Origin of the sequence: Cellulosimicrobium sp. 72-3, from assembly GCF_013127315.1 — a bacterium.
In the GTDB taxonomy this organism is placed as follows: Bacteria; Actinomycetota; Actinomycetes; order Actinomycetales; family Cellulomonadaceae; genus Cellulosimicrobium; species Cellulosimicrobium funkei.
Window position 1 is genome coordinate 1,257,055 of the sequence record NZ_CP053419.1, and the last position, 15,543, is coordinate 1,272,597.

Genomic DNA, 15,543 nt, shown 5'->3' on the forward strand with positions numbered 1-15,543 from the left:
TTGCCGAACCTTGCTGCAACTTTCTGCAACCAGTACAGTTCGGCTCAGCCGTACGCTGAGAAAGCCGCGGTCGACGTCGCCCGCTGCTGGTCCCGTCGTCCGCGTCCTTGCCGGCACCTGCCTGCTCACGCCTGCGGTCCCGCACCAGCCACCGGACGAGGGAGTCCTCATGACCTCCACGCCGCGACGTCGCCGCGTCCCGCGCACACCGTCGCCCCACCCATCCGACACCACGCCCCGCCGCGCGCGCGGGGCCCGCACGACGGCGTCGGTCACCGCCGTCGCGCTCGCCACCTCCGGCCTGGCGGGCGTCACGCTCGCCGCGTTCGCCGCCCCCGCCGCGGGGGCCGACGAGCGCACGCTCGCCCTCGTGGGCGACCTCCAGTCCGAGCTCGGCTGCCCCGCCGACTGGGACCCCGCGTGCGCGGCGACCGAGCTCGCGCCCACCGACGCCGCCGGCGTCTGGTCCGCCGACTTCGAGGTGCCCGCGGGCACCTACGAGTACAAGGTCGCCTACGACGACGCGTGGGACGAGGCGTACGGGCGCGAGGGCAGCCAGGACAACGCGCCCCTCGTGCTCGGCGGCGACGCGACCGTGCGCGTCACGTTCGACGAGTCGACCCACCGCATCGCGCTCACGCCGCTCGGGCTCGCGGGCGGCTACGACGAGGCGCAGGACGCCGACCTCGTGGTGCCCCCCGTGCGCCAGCCCGGGTCGGACGAGCGCTTCTACTTCGTCATGACCGACCGGTTCGCGAACGGCGACCCGTCGAACGACACGGCGGGGCTCGGCGACGACCCGCTCGTCTCCGGGTTCGACCCGACGAACAAGGGCTTCTACCAGGGCGGCGACATCGCGGGCCTGCGGCAGAACCTCGACTACGTCGAGGGCCTCGGCACGACGGCGATCTGGCTCACGCCGTCGTTCAAGAACCAGCCGGTCCAGGGCACGGGCGCCGACGCGTCGGCGGGCTACCACGGCTACTGGATCACCGACTTCACGCAGATCGACCCGCACCTCGGCACCAACGCCGAGCTCGAGGCGCTCATCGACGAGGCGCACGACCGCGGGATCAAGGTCTACTTCGACATCATCACGAACCACACGGCCGACGTGATCGACTACGAGGAGAAGCAGTACTCGTACGTCGACCAGGCCACGTCGCCGTACCGCGACGCCGAGGGCACCGTGTTCGACCCGGCGGACCACGCGGGCACCGGCGACTTCCCGGCGCTGGACGCCGCGACGTCGTTCCCGTACACGCCGGTCGTCCCGGCGGGCAAGGAGGACCTCAAGGTCCCGGCCTGGCTCAACGACCCGACGCTCTACCACAACCGCGGCAACTCGACGTGGACCGGGGAGTCCGTGACGTACGGGGACTTCGACGGCCTCGACGACCTCATGACCGAGCACCCGACGGTCGTCGACGGGTTCGTCGACGTCTACCAGGACTGGATCGACCTCGGCATCGACGGCTTCCGCATCGACACCGTCAAGCACGTGAACTTCGAGTTCTGGGAGACGTGGACCACCGAGGTCCTCGACTACGCGCACGCGCAGGGCAAGGACGACTTCTTCATGTTCGGCGAGGTGTACGACGCCGACGCGGCGAAGCTCTCGCCCTACGTGCGCAAGACGGACATGAGCTCGACGCTGGACTTCACGTTCCAGTCCGCCGCGACGAGCTTCGCGAGCGGGAACAGCGCCAAGGGCCTGGCGTCGCTCTTCGCGAGCGACGACATGTACACGACGCCCACGACGAACGCGCAGGCGCTGCCGACGTTCCTCGGCAACCACGACATGGGCCGCGTCGGGTACATGCTCGCGAGCACCGACGACCCGCTCGCGCGCGACGAGCTCGCGCACGACCTCATGTACCTGACCCGCGGGCAGCCGGTCGTGTACTACGGCGACGAGCAGGGCTTCGCGGGGAAGGGCGGCGACAAGGACGCGCGCCAGACCCTGTTCGCGACCCAGGTCGACGAGTACGCCGACCAGCCGCTCGTCACCGGCGAGCAGGCGGGCAGCGTCGACCGCTTCGGCACCGACGCGCCGCTGTACGCGCACATCGCCGAGCTCGCCGCGCTGCGCGAGGCGCACCCGGCGCTGGCCGACGGCGCCCAGGTGGAGCGCTACGTCGAGAACGGCGCGGGCGTGTACGCGTTCAGCCGCGTCGACCGCACGGAGAAGGTCGAGCACCTGGTCGCGCTGAACAACGCGGCGCAGGAGCGGACGGCGACGTTCACGACCCTCACGCCCGGCGCCTCGTACGAGGTGCTCTACGGCGAGCAGGCCGCCCCCGTCACCGCCGACGCGGACGGCGTCGTCACGCTGACCGTCCCGGCGACGGGCACGGTCGTGCTCCGGGCCGACCGCGAGGTCGGCGCGGACTCGTCGGGCGACATCGCCCTCACCGTGCCGCAGGCCGGGGGAGCGGTCACGGGCGTCGCGCCCGTGACGGCCACGGTCGACGCGGACGCGTGGGCCGAGACGTCGTTCGCGTGGCGCGAGGTCGGGAGCGCCGAGTGGCACCCGCTCGGCACCGCGGAGGACACGGCGCCGCGCGTCTTCCACGACGTCGCGGGCCTCGCCGACGGCACGCTCGTCGAGTACCGCGCCGTGACGACCGACGCCGACGGCGACCGCGCCGCCGCGTCCACGTTCGCGAGCGTCGGGGTCGACGTCAGCGGGGTCGTGGGCGAGGAGCCCGAGCCCGAGATCGACCTCGTCACCGTGCCCGGCAGCCACAACGCGGCCATGGGCTGCGCGGGCGACTGGGCCCCGGGCTGCGAGGCCGCGAAGCTCACGAAGCGCGCGGACGGCGTCTACGCGGGCACGTTCGACGTCCCCGCCGGGACGTACGAGTACAAGGTCGCGATCAACGGGTCGTGGACCGTAAACTACGGCGTCGGCGGTGTGCAGGACGGCACCAACGCGACGTACACGACGGCCGGCGGCCCGGTGACGTTCTACTGGGACCCGGTGAGCAAGGACTTCTCGAGCACCGCGCAGGGACCCATCGTCACGCTCGCGGGCTCGTTCCAGGACCAGGTCGGCTGCCCCGGCTCGTGGGCGCCCGACTGCCTGGCGTCCTGGCTCAAGGACCCGGACGGCGACGGCGTCTACACCTGGTCGACCGACCGCCTCGCGGCCGGCGCGTACGAGGGCAAGGTCGCGCACGGCCTGAGCTGGGCCGAGAACTACGGCGTCGGCGGCGCGCGCGACGGGGCGAACTACCAGTTCTCCGTCGGCGACGGCGAGCTGGTCACGTTCTCCTACGACCTCGCGTCCCACGTCCTGACGATCGACGTCGCGAACCCGCCGCTCCCCGGCACCGGCCAGCAGGCCGCGCACTGGGTGCGCGAGGGCGTCGTCGCCTGGCCGGGCGACCTCGGCACGGGCGACGAGTGGACCCTGTGGTCCGCCCCCGAGGGCGGGCTCTCGGTCACCCCGGGCGGCGCCGACGGCGAGGTGCAGGCCCCGGAGGGCACGGCGTCGTACACGCTCCAGGTCGACCCGTCGGGCCTGCCCGACGACGTCGCCGCCGAGTTCCCGGCGCTCGCCGGGCACACCGCGCTGCGCGTGCTCGACGACGGCGAGCCGCTCGACCGCGCGGAGGTCGAGGCAGCGCTCACGGGCCAGCTCCTCGTCACCCGGGCCGACGACGGCGTGCTCACGGCCGCGACCGGGGTCCAGGTGCCGGGCGTCGTCGACGACCTGTTCGCCGAGGACGCCGCCGAGCGCGAGCTCGGCGTCTCGTGGCACGCCAACGGCAAGTGGGCGTCGTTCGCGCTGTGGGCGCCGACGGCGAAGGCCGTCTCGGTGCTCGCGTGGCCCGCGGGGGCGTCGCTCGACGACGACCCGCGCCGGTTCGAGGCCGCCCGCCAGGCCGACGGCACGTGGACCCTCGACGGGAAGGCTGCCGACAAGAAGCTCGGCGGCGCGGCCGTCGGCTGGAAGGGCGCGCGCTACCTCTACGAGGTGCAGGTCTACGTCCCGAGCACGGGCAAGGTCGAGACGAACGTCGTCACCGACCCCTACTCGGTGGGTCTCACGCTCGACTCCACGCACTCGGTCGCCGTCGACCTCGACGACCCCGCGTTCCGCCCGAGCGCCTGGGAGGGCACGCCCGCCCCGGTCGTCGAGCGGTCGGTCGACCAGACGATCTACGAGCTCCACGTCCGGGACTTCTCGATCTCCGACGAGACGGTCCCGGCGGAGCGGCGCGGCACGTACCTCGCGTTCGCGGAGAAGGACTCGGCCGGCATGACGCACCTGCGCGAGCTCGCGGACGCGGGCGTCACCACGGTGCACCTGCTCCCGACGTTCGACATCGCGTCGATCCCCGAGGACCGCGCGGCCCAGGCCACGACCGGCGACCTCTCCGGGTTCGCGCCCGACTCGCCCGAGCAGCAGGCCGCGGTCGCGGCGGTACAGGCGCAGGACGGTTTCAACTGGGGTTACGACCCGTGGCACTTCAGCACACCCGAGGGGTCGTACGCGGTCGACGCGGACGGCGGCGCGCGCGTGGCCGAGTTCCGCACCATGGTCGGCTCGCTCCACGGTGCCGGGCTGCAGGTCGTGCTCGACCAGGTGTTCAACCACACCGCCGCGAGCGGGCAGGACGCGAAGTCCGTCCTCGACAAGGTCGTGCCGGGCTACTACCACCGGCAGAACCCGACCACCGGCTCCGTCGAGACGAGCACGTGCTGCCAGAACGTCGCGACCGAGCACGCGATGGCGGGCAAGCTCATGGTCGACTCGGTCGTCACGTGGGCGAAGGACTACCGCGTCGACGGGTTCCGCTTCGACCTCATGGGCCACCACTCGAAGCAGAACATGCTCGACGTCCGGGCCGCGCTCGACGAGCTCACGCTCGCCGAGGACGGCGTCGACGGGAAGTCCGTCTACCTGTACGGCGAGGGCTGGGACTTCGGCGAGGTCGCGGGCAACGCGCTGTTCGAGCAGGCCACGCAGGGCCAGCTCGGCGGCACGGGCATCGGCACCTTCTCCGACCGGCTGCGCGACGCCGTGCACGGCGGCTCGCCCGTCGACGGCGCCACGACGTTCACGCAGGGCTTCGGCACGGGCCTCGCGACCGACCCGAACGGGCAGCCCGCCCGGGCGGGGGAGCCGGGGACCGTGAACGACGGGTCCGCGGACGAGCTCGCCGACCTCGGTCACCAGACCGACCTCGTGCGTCTCGGCCTCGCGGGCAACCTGCGCGACTACACGCTCGTCACGTCGACGGGCGAGGAGAAGCGCGGCGACGAGATCGACTACCGCGGGGCGCCGGCCGGCTACGCCGACTCGCCCGAGGAGGTCGTGACCTACGTCGACGCGCACGACAACGAGACGCTGTTCGACCTGCTCGCGCTCAAGCTCCCGGCCGACACGCCGATGGACGAGCGCGTGCGCATGAACACGGTCTCGCTCGCGACCGCGGCGCTCTCCCAGACGCCGTCGTTCTGGCACGCGGGCACGGACCTGCTGCGGTCGAAGTCGCTCGACCGCAACAGCTACGACTCGGGCGACTGGTTCAACGCGATCGACTGGACCGGTCAGGACAACGGGTTCGGCAAGGGCCTGCCGATGGCGGCCGACAACGAGGACAAGTGGCCGCTCATGGCCCCGCTCCTCGCGGACCCGGCGCTCAAGCCGTCGCCCGACGACATCGCCACCGCGTCGGCGCAGGCGCAGGACCTCCTGCGGCTGCGGCACTCGACCGAGCTGTTCCGGCTCGGCGACCCGGAGCTCATCCAGGAGAAGGTCACCTTCCCGGGTGCCGGGCCGGACCAGGTTCCGGGCGTCGTGGCGATGGCGGTGGACGACACCGTCGGCACCGACGTCGACCCCGCGCTCGACGGTCTGCTCGCCGTCTTCAACGCCTCCCCGGACGAGGTCACCGTCCCGCTGTCCGCGCTCGCGGGCCGCGAGTACGTGCTCTCGCCCGTGCAGCAGGAGGGGAGCGACGACGTCGTGCGCGGCACCGCGTGGGACGCGGACACCGGCACGGTGACCGTCCCCGGCCGGTCCGTCGCCGTCCTCGTGGAGCCGCAGGCCGGGGCGGAGCTGCCCGTGTCCGTCGACGTGCGGACACGCTGCCTCGCGGGCAAGGCGTACGTCGCGGTCCGGGCGACGAACGACGGCGCCGTGCCGGTCGACGTCCGGCTCGCCACGCCGTTCGGGCAGAAGGCGGTCGCGGACGTCGCGCCCGGCAAGAACGCCTACCAGTCGTTCGCGACGCGCCAGAAGGCGGTCGCGGCCGGCGAGGCCACGGTGACCGCCACCGCGGTGGTCGACGGCGAGGAGGTCACCTCGACCTTCACCGTCGAGCACGAGGGGGCCACCTGCTCCTGAGCCGACCGCCGAGGTAGGACGACCCGCCGAGGGAGAGCCCTGGTCATCACCAGGGCTCTCCCTCGGCCTACCCGGGGTCTACCTCGGCGCACCCCGGTCGGCGTCGTTGTCTCCCGGGGGGCTGGTGCTAGCGTCGCGAGCCGTGACCACCTCGCCCTCGCCCGCCGTCCGCCCGACGGCGGGTCTCGTCTTCCGTCCGGCCGTCGCCGCCGACCTGCCCCGGGTGGTCGAGCTCATCGCCGACGACGCGATCGCGCGCGCCCGCACCGGCGAGGTCGGCCCCGAGCACGAGGCGGCGTTCGCCGCGATCGACGCGGACCCGAACAACGCCCTGGTGGTCGTGGAGCGCGGCGGCGAGGTCGTGGGCACCATGCAGGTCACGGTCGTCCCGGGGATCTCGCGCGGCGGTGCGTCGCGGCTGCTGGTCGAGGCCGTCCGGGTCGACCGGCGGCTGCGAGGGCAGGGCGTCGGCCGCGCCATGATGGCCTGGGCGCACGCGTGGGGTGTCGCGCGTGGCTGCGCGCTCGCCCAGCTGACGTCCGACAAGCGACGCACGGACGCCCACCGGTTCTACCGGTCGCTCGGTTACGAGCAGTCGCACGAGGGCTTCAAGCGCCCGCTCCCACCTCGCTAGGCCCGCTCCCACCTCGCGAGGCCCGGACGGCCGGCACCGCCGCGGCCGCCTCGGTGCACCACGCCTGTCGGCAGCGCTGTGCGCTCTCGCCTGAAAGCGCTCTCAAGCATTCACGTCCTGATCGCTGGGGCCAGACCGCAGGTGTTCGCGCTCACATCCGGGGCATATGTCTGCGCTGTCATAGGACCAAGGTCGCTATTCGATCACAGTTCGCCCCGGCCTTGCGTTCAGGAGTTGACGCCAAGATCGCGACGGGCATAGCGTCGGGCCCGCTCGGACGGCGCTGAGGGTGTCCGGGTCCGCGGGGCACAGGTGCCCCGCGCGCTGTCCTCGGCAGGAGGAGGTCCGATGACGGACGAGCGCGTGATCCTCGAGATGCGGGGCATCACCAAGGAGTTCCCGGGCGTGCGCGCCCTCGACGACGTCAACCTGCGCGTCCGCGCAGGGGAGATCCACGCGATCTGCGGGGAGAACGGCGCCGGCAAGTCGACGCTCATGAAGGTGCTCTCGGGCGTGTACCCGCACGGCACGTACACGGGCGACATCTACTACGAGGGTGCCGAGGTCCGGTTCAAGGACATCCGCTCGAGCGAGCAGGCGGGCATCGTCATCATCCACCAGGAGCTCGCGCTCATCCCGGAGCTCTCGATCACCGAGAACATCTTCCTCGGCAACGAGGTCAAGGGGTCGTTCGGCATCGACTGGGGCGTGGCGCGGCGCCGGGCGGAGGAGCTCATGGCCCGCGTCGGGCTCCAGGAGTCGCCCGACGCCCAGATCAAGAACATCGGTGTCGGCAAGCAGCAGCTCGTGGAGATCGCCCGCGCGCTGGCGAAGGACGTGCGCCTACTCATCCTCGACGAGCCGACGTCCGCGCTCAACGAGGAGGACTCGGAGCACCTGCTCGACCTGCTGCGCGGCCTGCGCTCCCGCGGCATGACGAGCATCATCATCTCCCACAAGCTCAACGAGATCGAGGCCATCGCGGACTCGATCACGATCATCCGCGACGGCCGCTCGATCGAGACGCTCGACGTGAAGCACGACGCCGTCGACGAGGACCGCATCATCCGCGGCATGGTTGGCCGGTCGCTCGAGTCGCGCTTCCCCGACCACACCCCGTCGATCGGCGAGACCTTCTTCGAGGTCGAGGGGTGGACCGTCGAGCACCCCGAGGTGCCCGGCCGCCTCGTGTGCAAGGGGTCGACCTTCCACGTGCGACGCGGTGAGATCGTCGGCTTCGCCGGGATCATGGGCGCGGGGCGCACCGAGCTCGCGCGCTCGATCTTCGGGCGCACCTACGGGCGCTACCTCTCGGGCGTCGTCCGCATCGACGGGCGCGAGGTCTCCATGCCCACGGTGCTCTCGGCGATCGAGAACCGCATCGCGTACGTCCCCGAGGACCGCAAGTCCCTCGGCCTCAACCTGCTCGACACGATCCTGGGCACGATCCAGTCGGCGAACCTGCCGCGCATCGCGAAGGCCGGCGTCATCGACCGCGACGCGGCGTTCGTCGCGGCGGAGGGCTACCGCAAGGCGTTCTCCATCAAGGCGCCGAGCGTGCACGAGGGCGTCGCGAAGCTCTCCGGCGGCAACCAGCAGAAGGTGCTGCTCGCCAAGTGGATGTACACCGAGCCGGAGCTCCTCATCCTCGACGAGCCGACGCGCGGGATCGACGTCGGCGCCAAGTACGAGATCTACGGGCTCGTCCAGAAGCTCGCGGACGCGGGCCGCGGCGTGGTCGTCATCTCGTCGGAGCTGCCCGAGCTGCTCGGGCTGTGCGACCGCATCTACACCGTCTTCGAGGGGCGCATCACCGGTGAGGTCTCCCGGGCCGACGCGACCCAGGAGGGGCTCATGCGGCTCATGACCGGGACGCAGAGCGACGCGCCCGCCGACGCGGCCTGACCCGGCCGCCCCACCCCCAGCCACCCCGTCTCGACCGAGAAGGAACCACCGACGATGTCGTCCATCAAGCAGCTGCTGAGCGGCGGAGCGCGCCAGTTCGGCATGCTCTTCGCGCTCCTCGCCCTGATCATCTTCTTCCAGATCGCGACCGGGGGGCGCGTCCTCACCCCGAGCAACGCGCAGAACCTGCTCAACGGCAACTCCTACATCCTCATCCTCGCGATCGGCATGGTGCTCGTGATCATCGCGGGCCACATCGACCTGTCCGTCGGGTCGGTCGCGGCGGTGACCGGCATCATCGTCGCCCTCGCGATCCGGGACTGGGGGATCCCGTGGTGGCTCGGCATCCTCCTGGGGCTGTGCGTCGGCGCGGTCATCGGCGCGTGGCAGGGCTTCTGGGTCGCGTACGTCGGCATCCCGGGCTTCATCACGACCCTCGCCGGGATGATGATCTTCCGCGGCCTCAACCAGTACATCGGCAAGTCCAACACCGTCCCCGTCCCGACCGAGATCCAGTGGATCGGCGGCGGCTACCTGCCCGAGTGGGGACCGGGCACCGGTCTCAACAACTCGACGCTCCTGCTCGGCGTCCTCGCGATCGCGGCGGTCGTGTGGTCGGAGCTCCGCCGCCGGGCCAGCGCCCGCAAGCTCGGCGCCGACCCGGTCCCGACGTCGGTCGCCGTGACGCGCGTCGTCCTCTTCAGCGCCGTCATCGCCTACCTCACGTACCTCTACGGCTCGGGCCGCGTCGGGACCTCGATCCCCGTGCCCGCGGTCATCCTCATCCTGCTCGTCATCGTCTACCAGTTCGTCGCGCAGCGGACCGTCGGCGGCCGCCACGTGTACGCGGTCGGCGGCAACCGGGCCGCCGCGGCGCTGTCCGGCGTCGACATCAAGCGCACGAACTTCTTCGTCATGATGAACATGTCGGTCCTCGCGGCGCTCGCGGGCATGATCTTCATCGGCCGCTCGACCGCGTCCGGCCCCTTCGACGGCAACATGTGGGAGCTCGACGCGATCGCGGCCGTCTTCATCGGCGGCGCCGCCGTCTCGGGCGGCGTCGGCACGGTCGTCGGCTCCGTCATCGGCGGGCTCGTCATGGCCGTGCTCAACAACGGCCTGCAGCTCATGGGCATCGGCTCGGACCGCACCCAGATCATCAAGGGCCTCGTGCTCCTCATCGCGGTCGCGTTCGACGTCTACAACAAGGTGCAGGGCCGCCCGTCGATCATCGGGCTGATCTTCCCCTCGCGACGCGACAAGGGCACCGGTGCCGTCACCGGCGCCGACGACCCGCAGCCCGAGGTCCCGGTCGAGGCCGGCGCCACGGCCGCCAAGGGCTGAGCCCTCCCGAACCTTCCCGCACGACCCCCGGACCGCATCCGACGACGGATGCCCGACAGAAAGTGGTACCCATGAAGAAGCTCACCACGACGCTCCTGGCGCTCACCGCCGCGAGCGCGCTCGTGCTCAGCGGCTGCTCCTCCGAGCGCGGGGGCGACAGCGGTGGCGGCGAGACGTCCGGCGGCGGCGAGTCCGCGGCGGCCGGCTTCGAGGAGGGCGCGACGATCGGTGTCGCGCTGCCGCAGAAGACGTCGGAGAACTGGGTCCTCGCCGAGAGCCTGTTCAACGACGGTCTCGAGGAGGCCGGCTTCAAGCCGATCGTCCAGTTCGCCAACGGCGGCGTCTCCGAGCAGCAGAGCCAGATCGACGCGATGGTCGAGCAGGGCGCGAAGGTGATCATCGTCGGCGCGATCGACGGGTCGCAGCTCGGCACCCAGCTCAAGAACGCCAAGGACAACGGCGCGACCGTCATCGCCTACGACCGTCTCGTGAAGAACACGGACGCCGTGGACGAGTACATCGCGTTCGACAACTTCAAGGTCGGCGAGCTCCAGGGCCAGGCCCTGCTCCAGGGCCTCGAGGAGCGCAAGGGCGAGGCGCCGTACAACGTCGAGCTCATCGCCGGCTCGCCCGACGACGCGAACTCGACGCCGTTCTTCGAGGGCGCCATGAGCGTCCTCCAGCCGAAGATCGACGACGGCACGCTCGTCATCCCGTCGGGCCAGACGTCGTTCGAGCAGGTCGCGACGCAGGGCTGGAAGGCCGAGAACGCCCAGAAGCGCATGGACACGGTGCTCTCGGGCAGCTACTCCGACAAGGAGATCGACGGCGTCCTGTCGCCGAACGACACCCTGGCGCGCGCCGCCCTCACCTCGGCGAAGCAGGCCGGCAAGGAGACCCCGGTCATCACCGGCCAGGACTCCGAGGTCGAGTCCGTGAAGTCGATCGTCGCGGGCGAGCAGTACTCGACGATCTACAAGGACACGCGCAAGCTCGTCGAGGAGTCGATCAACGCGGTCACGGCGCTCCAGGCGGGCGACGAGCCGGAGATCAACGACACCGAGTCGTACGACAACGGCGTGAAGGTCGTCCCGGCCTTCCTGCTCGAGCCCGTCATCGTCACGCAGGAGAACGCCGCCGAGGTCTACGCGGGCGATCCCACCCTGGAGGAGCTCACCAAGTGACCCGTTCGCGCTGAGCGACCGGGAGGCGGCGGCGAACCGGCACGCCGCCGCACGACGGCCCCCGTCACGTCCGAGACGTGGCGGGGGCCGCCGTCGTGCGCGAGAGAGCGGCGGGCGCGCGACGGGGGTGCCGGGCGCGCGCGGCGGCTGCTCAGCGGAAGACGACGGTGCGGTGCCCGTCGAGGAGCACGCGGTGCTCCGCGTGCCAGCGGACGGCGCGCGCGAGCGTCTGGCGCTCGACGTCCTCGCCGATCGCCACGAGGTCCTCGACGCGGCGCGAGTGGTCGACGCGCTCGACGTCCTGCTCGATGATCGGGCCCTCGTCGAGGTCGCCCGTCACGTAGTGGGACGTCGCGCCGATGAGCTTGACGCCGCGGTCGTGCGCCTGGGCGTACGGGCGCGCGCCCTTGAAGCTCGGCAGGAACGAGTGGTGGATGTTGATGATGCGTCCCGGCATCTCGCGGCACAGCTCGTCCGAGAGGATCTGCATGTACCGGGCGAGCACGACGAGCTCGACGTCGAGCTCCTCGACGAGCTCGCGCAGGCGCGCCTCGGCGGCGGCCTTCGTGTCCCGCGTGACGGGCACGTGGTGGAAGGGCTTGCCGTAGAACGACGCGATGTCCTCGAGGTCGCGGTGGTTGCCGACGACGCCGACGACCTCGATCGGCATGCCCTGCGAGCGCTCGCGGTACAGGAGGTCGACGAGGCAGTGCGGGGCCTTCGAGACCATGAGCAGGGTGCGCACGCGCCGCCCGACCACGTCGAGCCGCCACGTCATGGCGAACCGTGCCGCGACCTGCTCGACGGCCCGCTCGAGCTCGGCGCGCTCCGCCGCGGCCTCGACCTGGACGCGCATGAAGAAGAGCCCCGAGAGCGGGTCGCCGAACTGCTGCGACTCGGTGATGTTGCCGCCCAGCCGCGCGAGCGCCCCGGCCACGGCGTGCACGATCCCCGGCCCGTCCGGGCACGAGAGCGTGAGGACCCAGTGCGTGGGTTCGCCGGTGGGGGACTGCGCGGTGCGGGTCGCCGTGACGTCGGTGACGTCGGCGCCGCGGGGATCTGTCGTGGACACCCCTCAGAGGGTAGCCGCGCGCCGGGCGGGAGGACGCACGGGTCCCGCCCGCGGACACCGACCCGGACGTGCACGGTCGCGGCGCGCGATGTCTGACACGATGTCCTCATGAACGACGCGCAGATCACGACCCGCCTCGTCACCGACGCCGAGGCCGGTGAGCTCCTGACCCTGCGCCGGGCGGCGTTCGTCACCGAGGCGCAGCTCTACCAGGACCCGAACATCCCGCCGCTGACCCAGACGCTGCACGAGCTGCGCGAGGACCTCGCGCGCGAGGACGTCGTGACGATCGGCGCGTGGCTCGGCCCGCGCCTGGTCGGCTCCGTGCGGGTGGAGATCGAGGACAGCAAGGCGACGCTCGGCCGCCTCGCCGTCGCGCCGGACATGCAGGGCCGCGGCATCGGGACCCAGATGCTCTTCGAGGTGCTGCCGTACCTGCCCGAGCAGACGACGGAGATCTGGGTGTTCACGGGCAAGGACTCGAAGCAGAACCTCGCCATGTACACCAAGCACGGCTACGAGGAGCAGTACGACAAGGCGGCGGGCGACCTCACCTACACCTACCTCCGCCGCATCCTCGGCGAGGCCGAGGCGCGCAACGAGTCGGGCGCCGTCGGGCAGGAGTAGCCCGGGACCGCCCACGGGCCGTGCGCTAGGATCGACGCGTCGCGACTGGCGCCGCCCGGTGGAACTCCGCCCGGGCAGGGTGGATCACCACCGGGGAGCGGCACGCTGTGCAGACGACGGGTCGTTCGCCTGGGCCCCGGGTCACCCCGTGGTGGGGCGTACCCGGCGAGCCGGGAACGTGACCACCGACGACGAACTGCCAGACACCCGCGGAGGAGACGCCATGAGCGCCCAGCCAGCCGACAACGTCCTCGACACCCCGCTCGCCGAGCTCGACCCCGAGATCGCGGCCGTCCTCGACGGGGAGCTCGCGCGCCAGCGCGACACCCTCGAGATGATCGCGTCCGAGAACTTCGTCCCGCGCGCCGTCCTGCAGGCGCAGGGCTCCGTGCTCACCAACAAGTACGCCGAGGGCTACCCGGGCCGCCGGTACTACGGCGGCTGCGAGCAGGTCGACATCGCGGAGAACCTCGCGATCGCCCGCGCCAAGTCGCTGTTCGGCGCGGAGCACGTCAACGTGCAGCCGCACTCGGGCGCCCAGGCGAACGCCGCCGTCCTGCACGCGCTCATCAACAAGGGCGACCGGATCCTCGGCCTCGAGCTGGCGCACGGCGGCCACCTCACGCACGGCATGAAGATCAACTTCTCGGGCAAGCTCTACGACGTCTCCGCGTACGGCGTGGACCCGCAGTCGTACCGCGTGGAGATGGACGAGGTCCGCAAGCAGGCCCTCGAAACCCGCCCCGACGTCATCATCGCCGGCTGGTCCGCGTACCCGCGCCACCTCGACTTCGCGGCGTTCCGCGAGATCGCGGACGAGGCCGGCGCGAAGCTGTGGGTGGACATGGCGCACTTCGCGGGCCTCGTGGCCGCGGGCCTGCACCCGTCCCCGGTGCCGTACGCGGACGTCGTGTCCTCCACGGTCCACAAGACCATCGGCGGCCCCCGCTCCGGCTTCATCCTCAGCAAGGAGGAGTACGCCAAGAAGATCGACTCCGCCGTGTTCCCGGGCCAGCAGGGCGGCCCGCTCATGCACGTCGTCGCGGCCAAGGCCGTGTCGTTCAAGGTCGCTGCGACGGACGGCTTCCGCGACCGCCAGGAGCGCACGCTGCGCGGCGCGAGCATCATCGCGGACCGGCTGACCCAGGCCGACGTCGCCGCGGCCGGCGTCTCCGTCCTCACGGGCGGCACCGACGTCCACCTCGTCCTCGTCGACCTGCGCCACTCGGCGCTCGACGGCCAGCAGGCCGAGGACCTCCTGCACGAGGTCGGCATCACCGTGAACCGCAACGCCGTGCCGTTCGACCCGCGCCCGCCGCGCGTCACGTCCGGCCTGCGCATCGGCACGCCGGCGCTCGCGACCCGCGGCTTCGGCGACGCCGAGTTCACGGAGGTCGCCGAGATCATCGCGACCGCGCTGCGCGAGGGCGCCGCGACCGACGCCGAGGCGCTGCGCGCCCGCGTGCAGAAGCTCACGGCCGACTTCCCGCTGTACCCGGGCCTCCAGCAGTGACCGCCCGGATCCTCGACGGCAAGGCCACCGCCGCCGCGATCAAGGCGGAGCTCAAGGACCGCCTCGCGGTCCTCGCGGGGAAGGGCGTCGTGCCCGGTCTGGGCACGCTCCTCGTCGGCGACGACCCGGGCTCGCAGTGGTACGTCGCGGGCAAGCACCGCGACTGCGCGGAGGTCGGGCTCGCGTCGATCCGGGAGGACCTCCCGGGCGACGCGACGCAGGAGGAGATCGAGGCCGCCGTCCGGCGCCTCAACGACGACCCGGCCTGCACGGGGTACATCGTGCAGCTCCCGCTGCCGCGGGGCATCGACACCAACCGGGTGCTCGAGCTCATCGACCCGGCCAAGGACGCGGACGGGCTGCACCCGACCAACCTCGGCCGGCTCGTGCTGCGCGTCAACGAGGAGGTCACGTCGCCGCTCCCGTGCACGCCGCGCGGGATCATCGAGCTCGTCGAGCGGCACGGGATCTCCCTCGCGGGCAAGGAGGTCGTGGTCGTGGGGCGCGGCGTCACCGTCGGCCGCTCGATCGGCCTGCTGCTCACGCGGCGCGCGGTCAACGCGACCGTGACGCTGACGCACACCGGCACGACGGACCTCCCCGCGCTCGTGCGCCGCGCCGACGTCGTCGTCGCGGCCGCGGGCGTCCGCGGGATCGTCACGCGCGACATGGTCAAGCCCGGCGCCGTCGTGATCGACGTCGGCGTCTCGCGCGAGGTCGACCCGGAGACCGGCAAGAGCCGCGTCGTCGGGGACGCCGCGCCCGACGTCGCCGAGGTGGCGGGCTGGATCTCGCCGAACCCCGGCGGGGTCGGCCCGATGACGCGCGCGATGCTCCTCGCGAACGTCGTCGACGCGGCGGAGCGTGCCTCCGCCTGAGCCCGACGCAGGGCGCGGTCGCGGG

Annotated in this window: 9 protein-coding genes and 1 riboswitch; of the genes, 8 read left to right on the plus strand and 1 reads right to left on the minus strand. The window is 71.9% G+C overall.

Features of this window, described 5'->3' with window-relative positions:
• The first annotated feature begins 169 nt into the window (after nt 1-169).
• The 5 genes from pulA to HKK73_RS05680 all read left to right on the plus strand — a co-directional run bounded on the left by pulA (nt 170) and on the right by HKK73_RS05680 (nt 11,428).
• Entirely contained in the window at nt 170-6,361 is a 6,192-nt protein-coding gene (gene pulA / locus HKK73_RS05660; RefSeq protein WP_171467605.1) for a pullulanase-type alpha-1,6-glucosidase, read from the plus strand.
• 142 nt (nt 6,362-6,503) lie between these two features.
• Complete coding sequence (locus HKK73_RS05665; protein WP_051027759.1) at nt 6,504-6,995, plus strand: GNAT family N-acetyltransferase; 492 nt, start codon at nt 6,504-6,506, stop codon at nt 6,993-6,995.
• Nucleotides 6,996-7,343: 348 nt separating this feature from the next.
• Nucleotides 7,344-8,900 carry a multiple monosaccharide ABC transporter ATP-binding protein gene (mmsA, locus tag HKK73_RS05670; RefSeq protein ID WP_043652783.1) on the plus strand — a complete coding sequence of 519 codons (1,557 nt, stop codon included), beginning with the start codon at nt 7,344-7,346 and terminating at the stop codon, nt 8,898-8,900.
• Nucleotides 8,901-8,954: 54 nt separating this feature from the next.
• The gene (mmsB, locus tag HKK73_RS05675; protein ID WP_051027756.1) at nt 8,955-10,244 is read left to right on the plus strand and encodes a multiple monosaccharide ABC transporter permease; all 1,290 of its coding nucleotides are present in this window, start codon (nt 8,955-8,957) and stop codon (nt 10,242-10,244) included.
• Nucleotides 10,245-10,315: 71 nt separating this feature from the next.
• A complete protein-coding gene (locus HKK73_RS05680; RefSeq protein ID WP_043652781.1) occupies nt 10,316-11,428 on the plus strand; it encodes a sugar-binding protein in 1,113 nt (370 codons plus the stop codon).
• 151 nt (nt 11,429-11,579) lie between these two features.
• Here HKK73_RS05680 and purU read toward each other — a convergent pair whose 3' ends face one another.
• A complete protein-coding gene (gene purU / locus HKK73_RS05685; RefSeq protein WP_241770101.1) occupies nt 11,580-12,377 on the minus strand; it encodes a formyltetrahydrofolate deformylase in 798 nt (265 codons plus the stop codon).
• Nucleotides 12,378-12,608: 231 nt separating this feature from the next.
• On the opposite strand from purU, the gene HKK73_RS05690 reads away from it, so the two are divergent.
• The 3 genes from HKK73_RS05690 (at nt 12,609) to HKK73_RS05700 (ending at nt 15,518) form a co-directional block, all read left to right on the plus strand.
• On the plus strand, nt 12,609-13,127 hold the full coding sequence (locus HKK73_RS05690) for a GNAT family N-acetyltransferase (protein WP_043652776.1): 519 nt from the start codon (nt 12,609-12,611) through the stop codon (nt 13,125-13,127).
• Nucleotides 13,128-13,158: 31 nt separating this feature from the next.
• A riboswitch (ZMP/ZTP riboswitch) is annotated at nt 13,159-13,269 on the plus strand.
• Between the two features lie 81 nt (nt 13,270-13,350).
• Nucleotides 13,351-14,640 carry a serine hydroxymethyltransferase gene (gene glyA, locus HKK73_RS05695; RefSeq protein ID WP_043652773.1) on the plus strand — a complete coding sequence of 430 codons (1,290 nt, stop codon included), beginning with the start codon at nt 13,351-13,353 and terminating at the stop codon, nt 14,638-14,640.
• Complete coding sequence (locus HKK73_RS05700) at nt 14,637-15,518, plus strand: bifunctional methylenetetrahydrofolate dehydrogenase/methenyltetrahydrofolate cyclohydrolase (protein WP_043652770.1); 882 nt, start codon at nt 14,637-14,639, stop codon at nt 15,516-15,518. The genes glyA and HKK73_RS05700 overlap by 4 nt, the downstream gene beginning before the upstream one ends.
• Nucleotides 15,519-15,543: the final 25 nt, after the last annotated feature.

Bases quoted from the DNA above. Each gene is read 5' to 3' on its own strand.
- pulA (WP_171467605.1), top strand. From the start codon at position 170: ATGACCTCCACGCCGCGACGTCGCCGCGTCCCGCGCACACCGTCGCCC.
- mmsA (WP_043652783.1), top strand. From the start codon at position 7,344: ATGACGGACGAGCGCGTGATCCTCGAGATGCGGGGCATCACCAAGGAG.
- mmsB (WP_051027756.1), top strand. From the start codon at position 8,955: ATGTCGTCCATCAAGCAGCTGCTGAGCGGCGGAGCGCGCCAGTTCGGC.
- HKK73_RS05680 (WP_043652781.1), top strand. From the start codon at position 10,316: ATGAAGAAGCTCACCACGACGCTCCTGGCGCTCACCGCCGCGAGCGCG.
- HKK73_RS05690 (WP_043652776.1), top strand. From the start codon at position 12,609: ATGAACGACGCGCAGATCACGACCCGCCTCGTCACCGACGCCGAGGCC.
- glyA (WP_043652773.1), top strand. From the start codon at position 13,351: ATGAGCGCCCAGCCAGCCGACAACGTCCTCGACACCCCGCTCGCCGAG.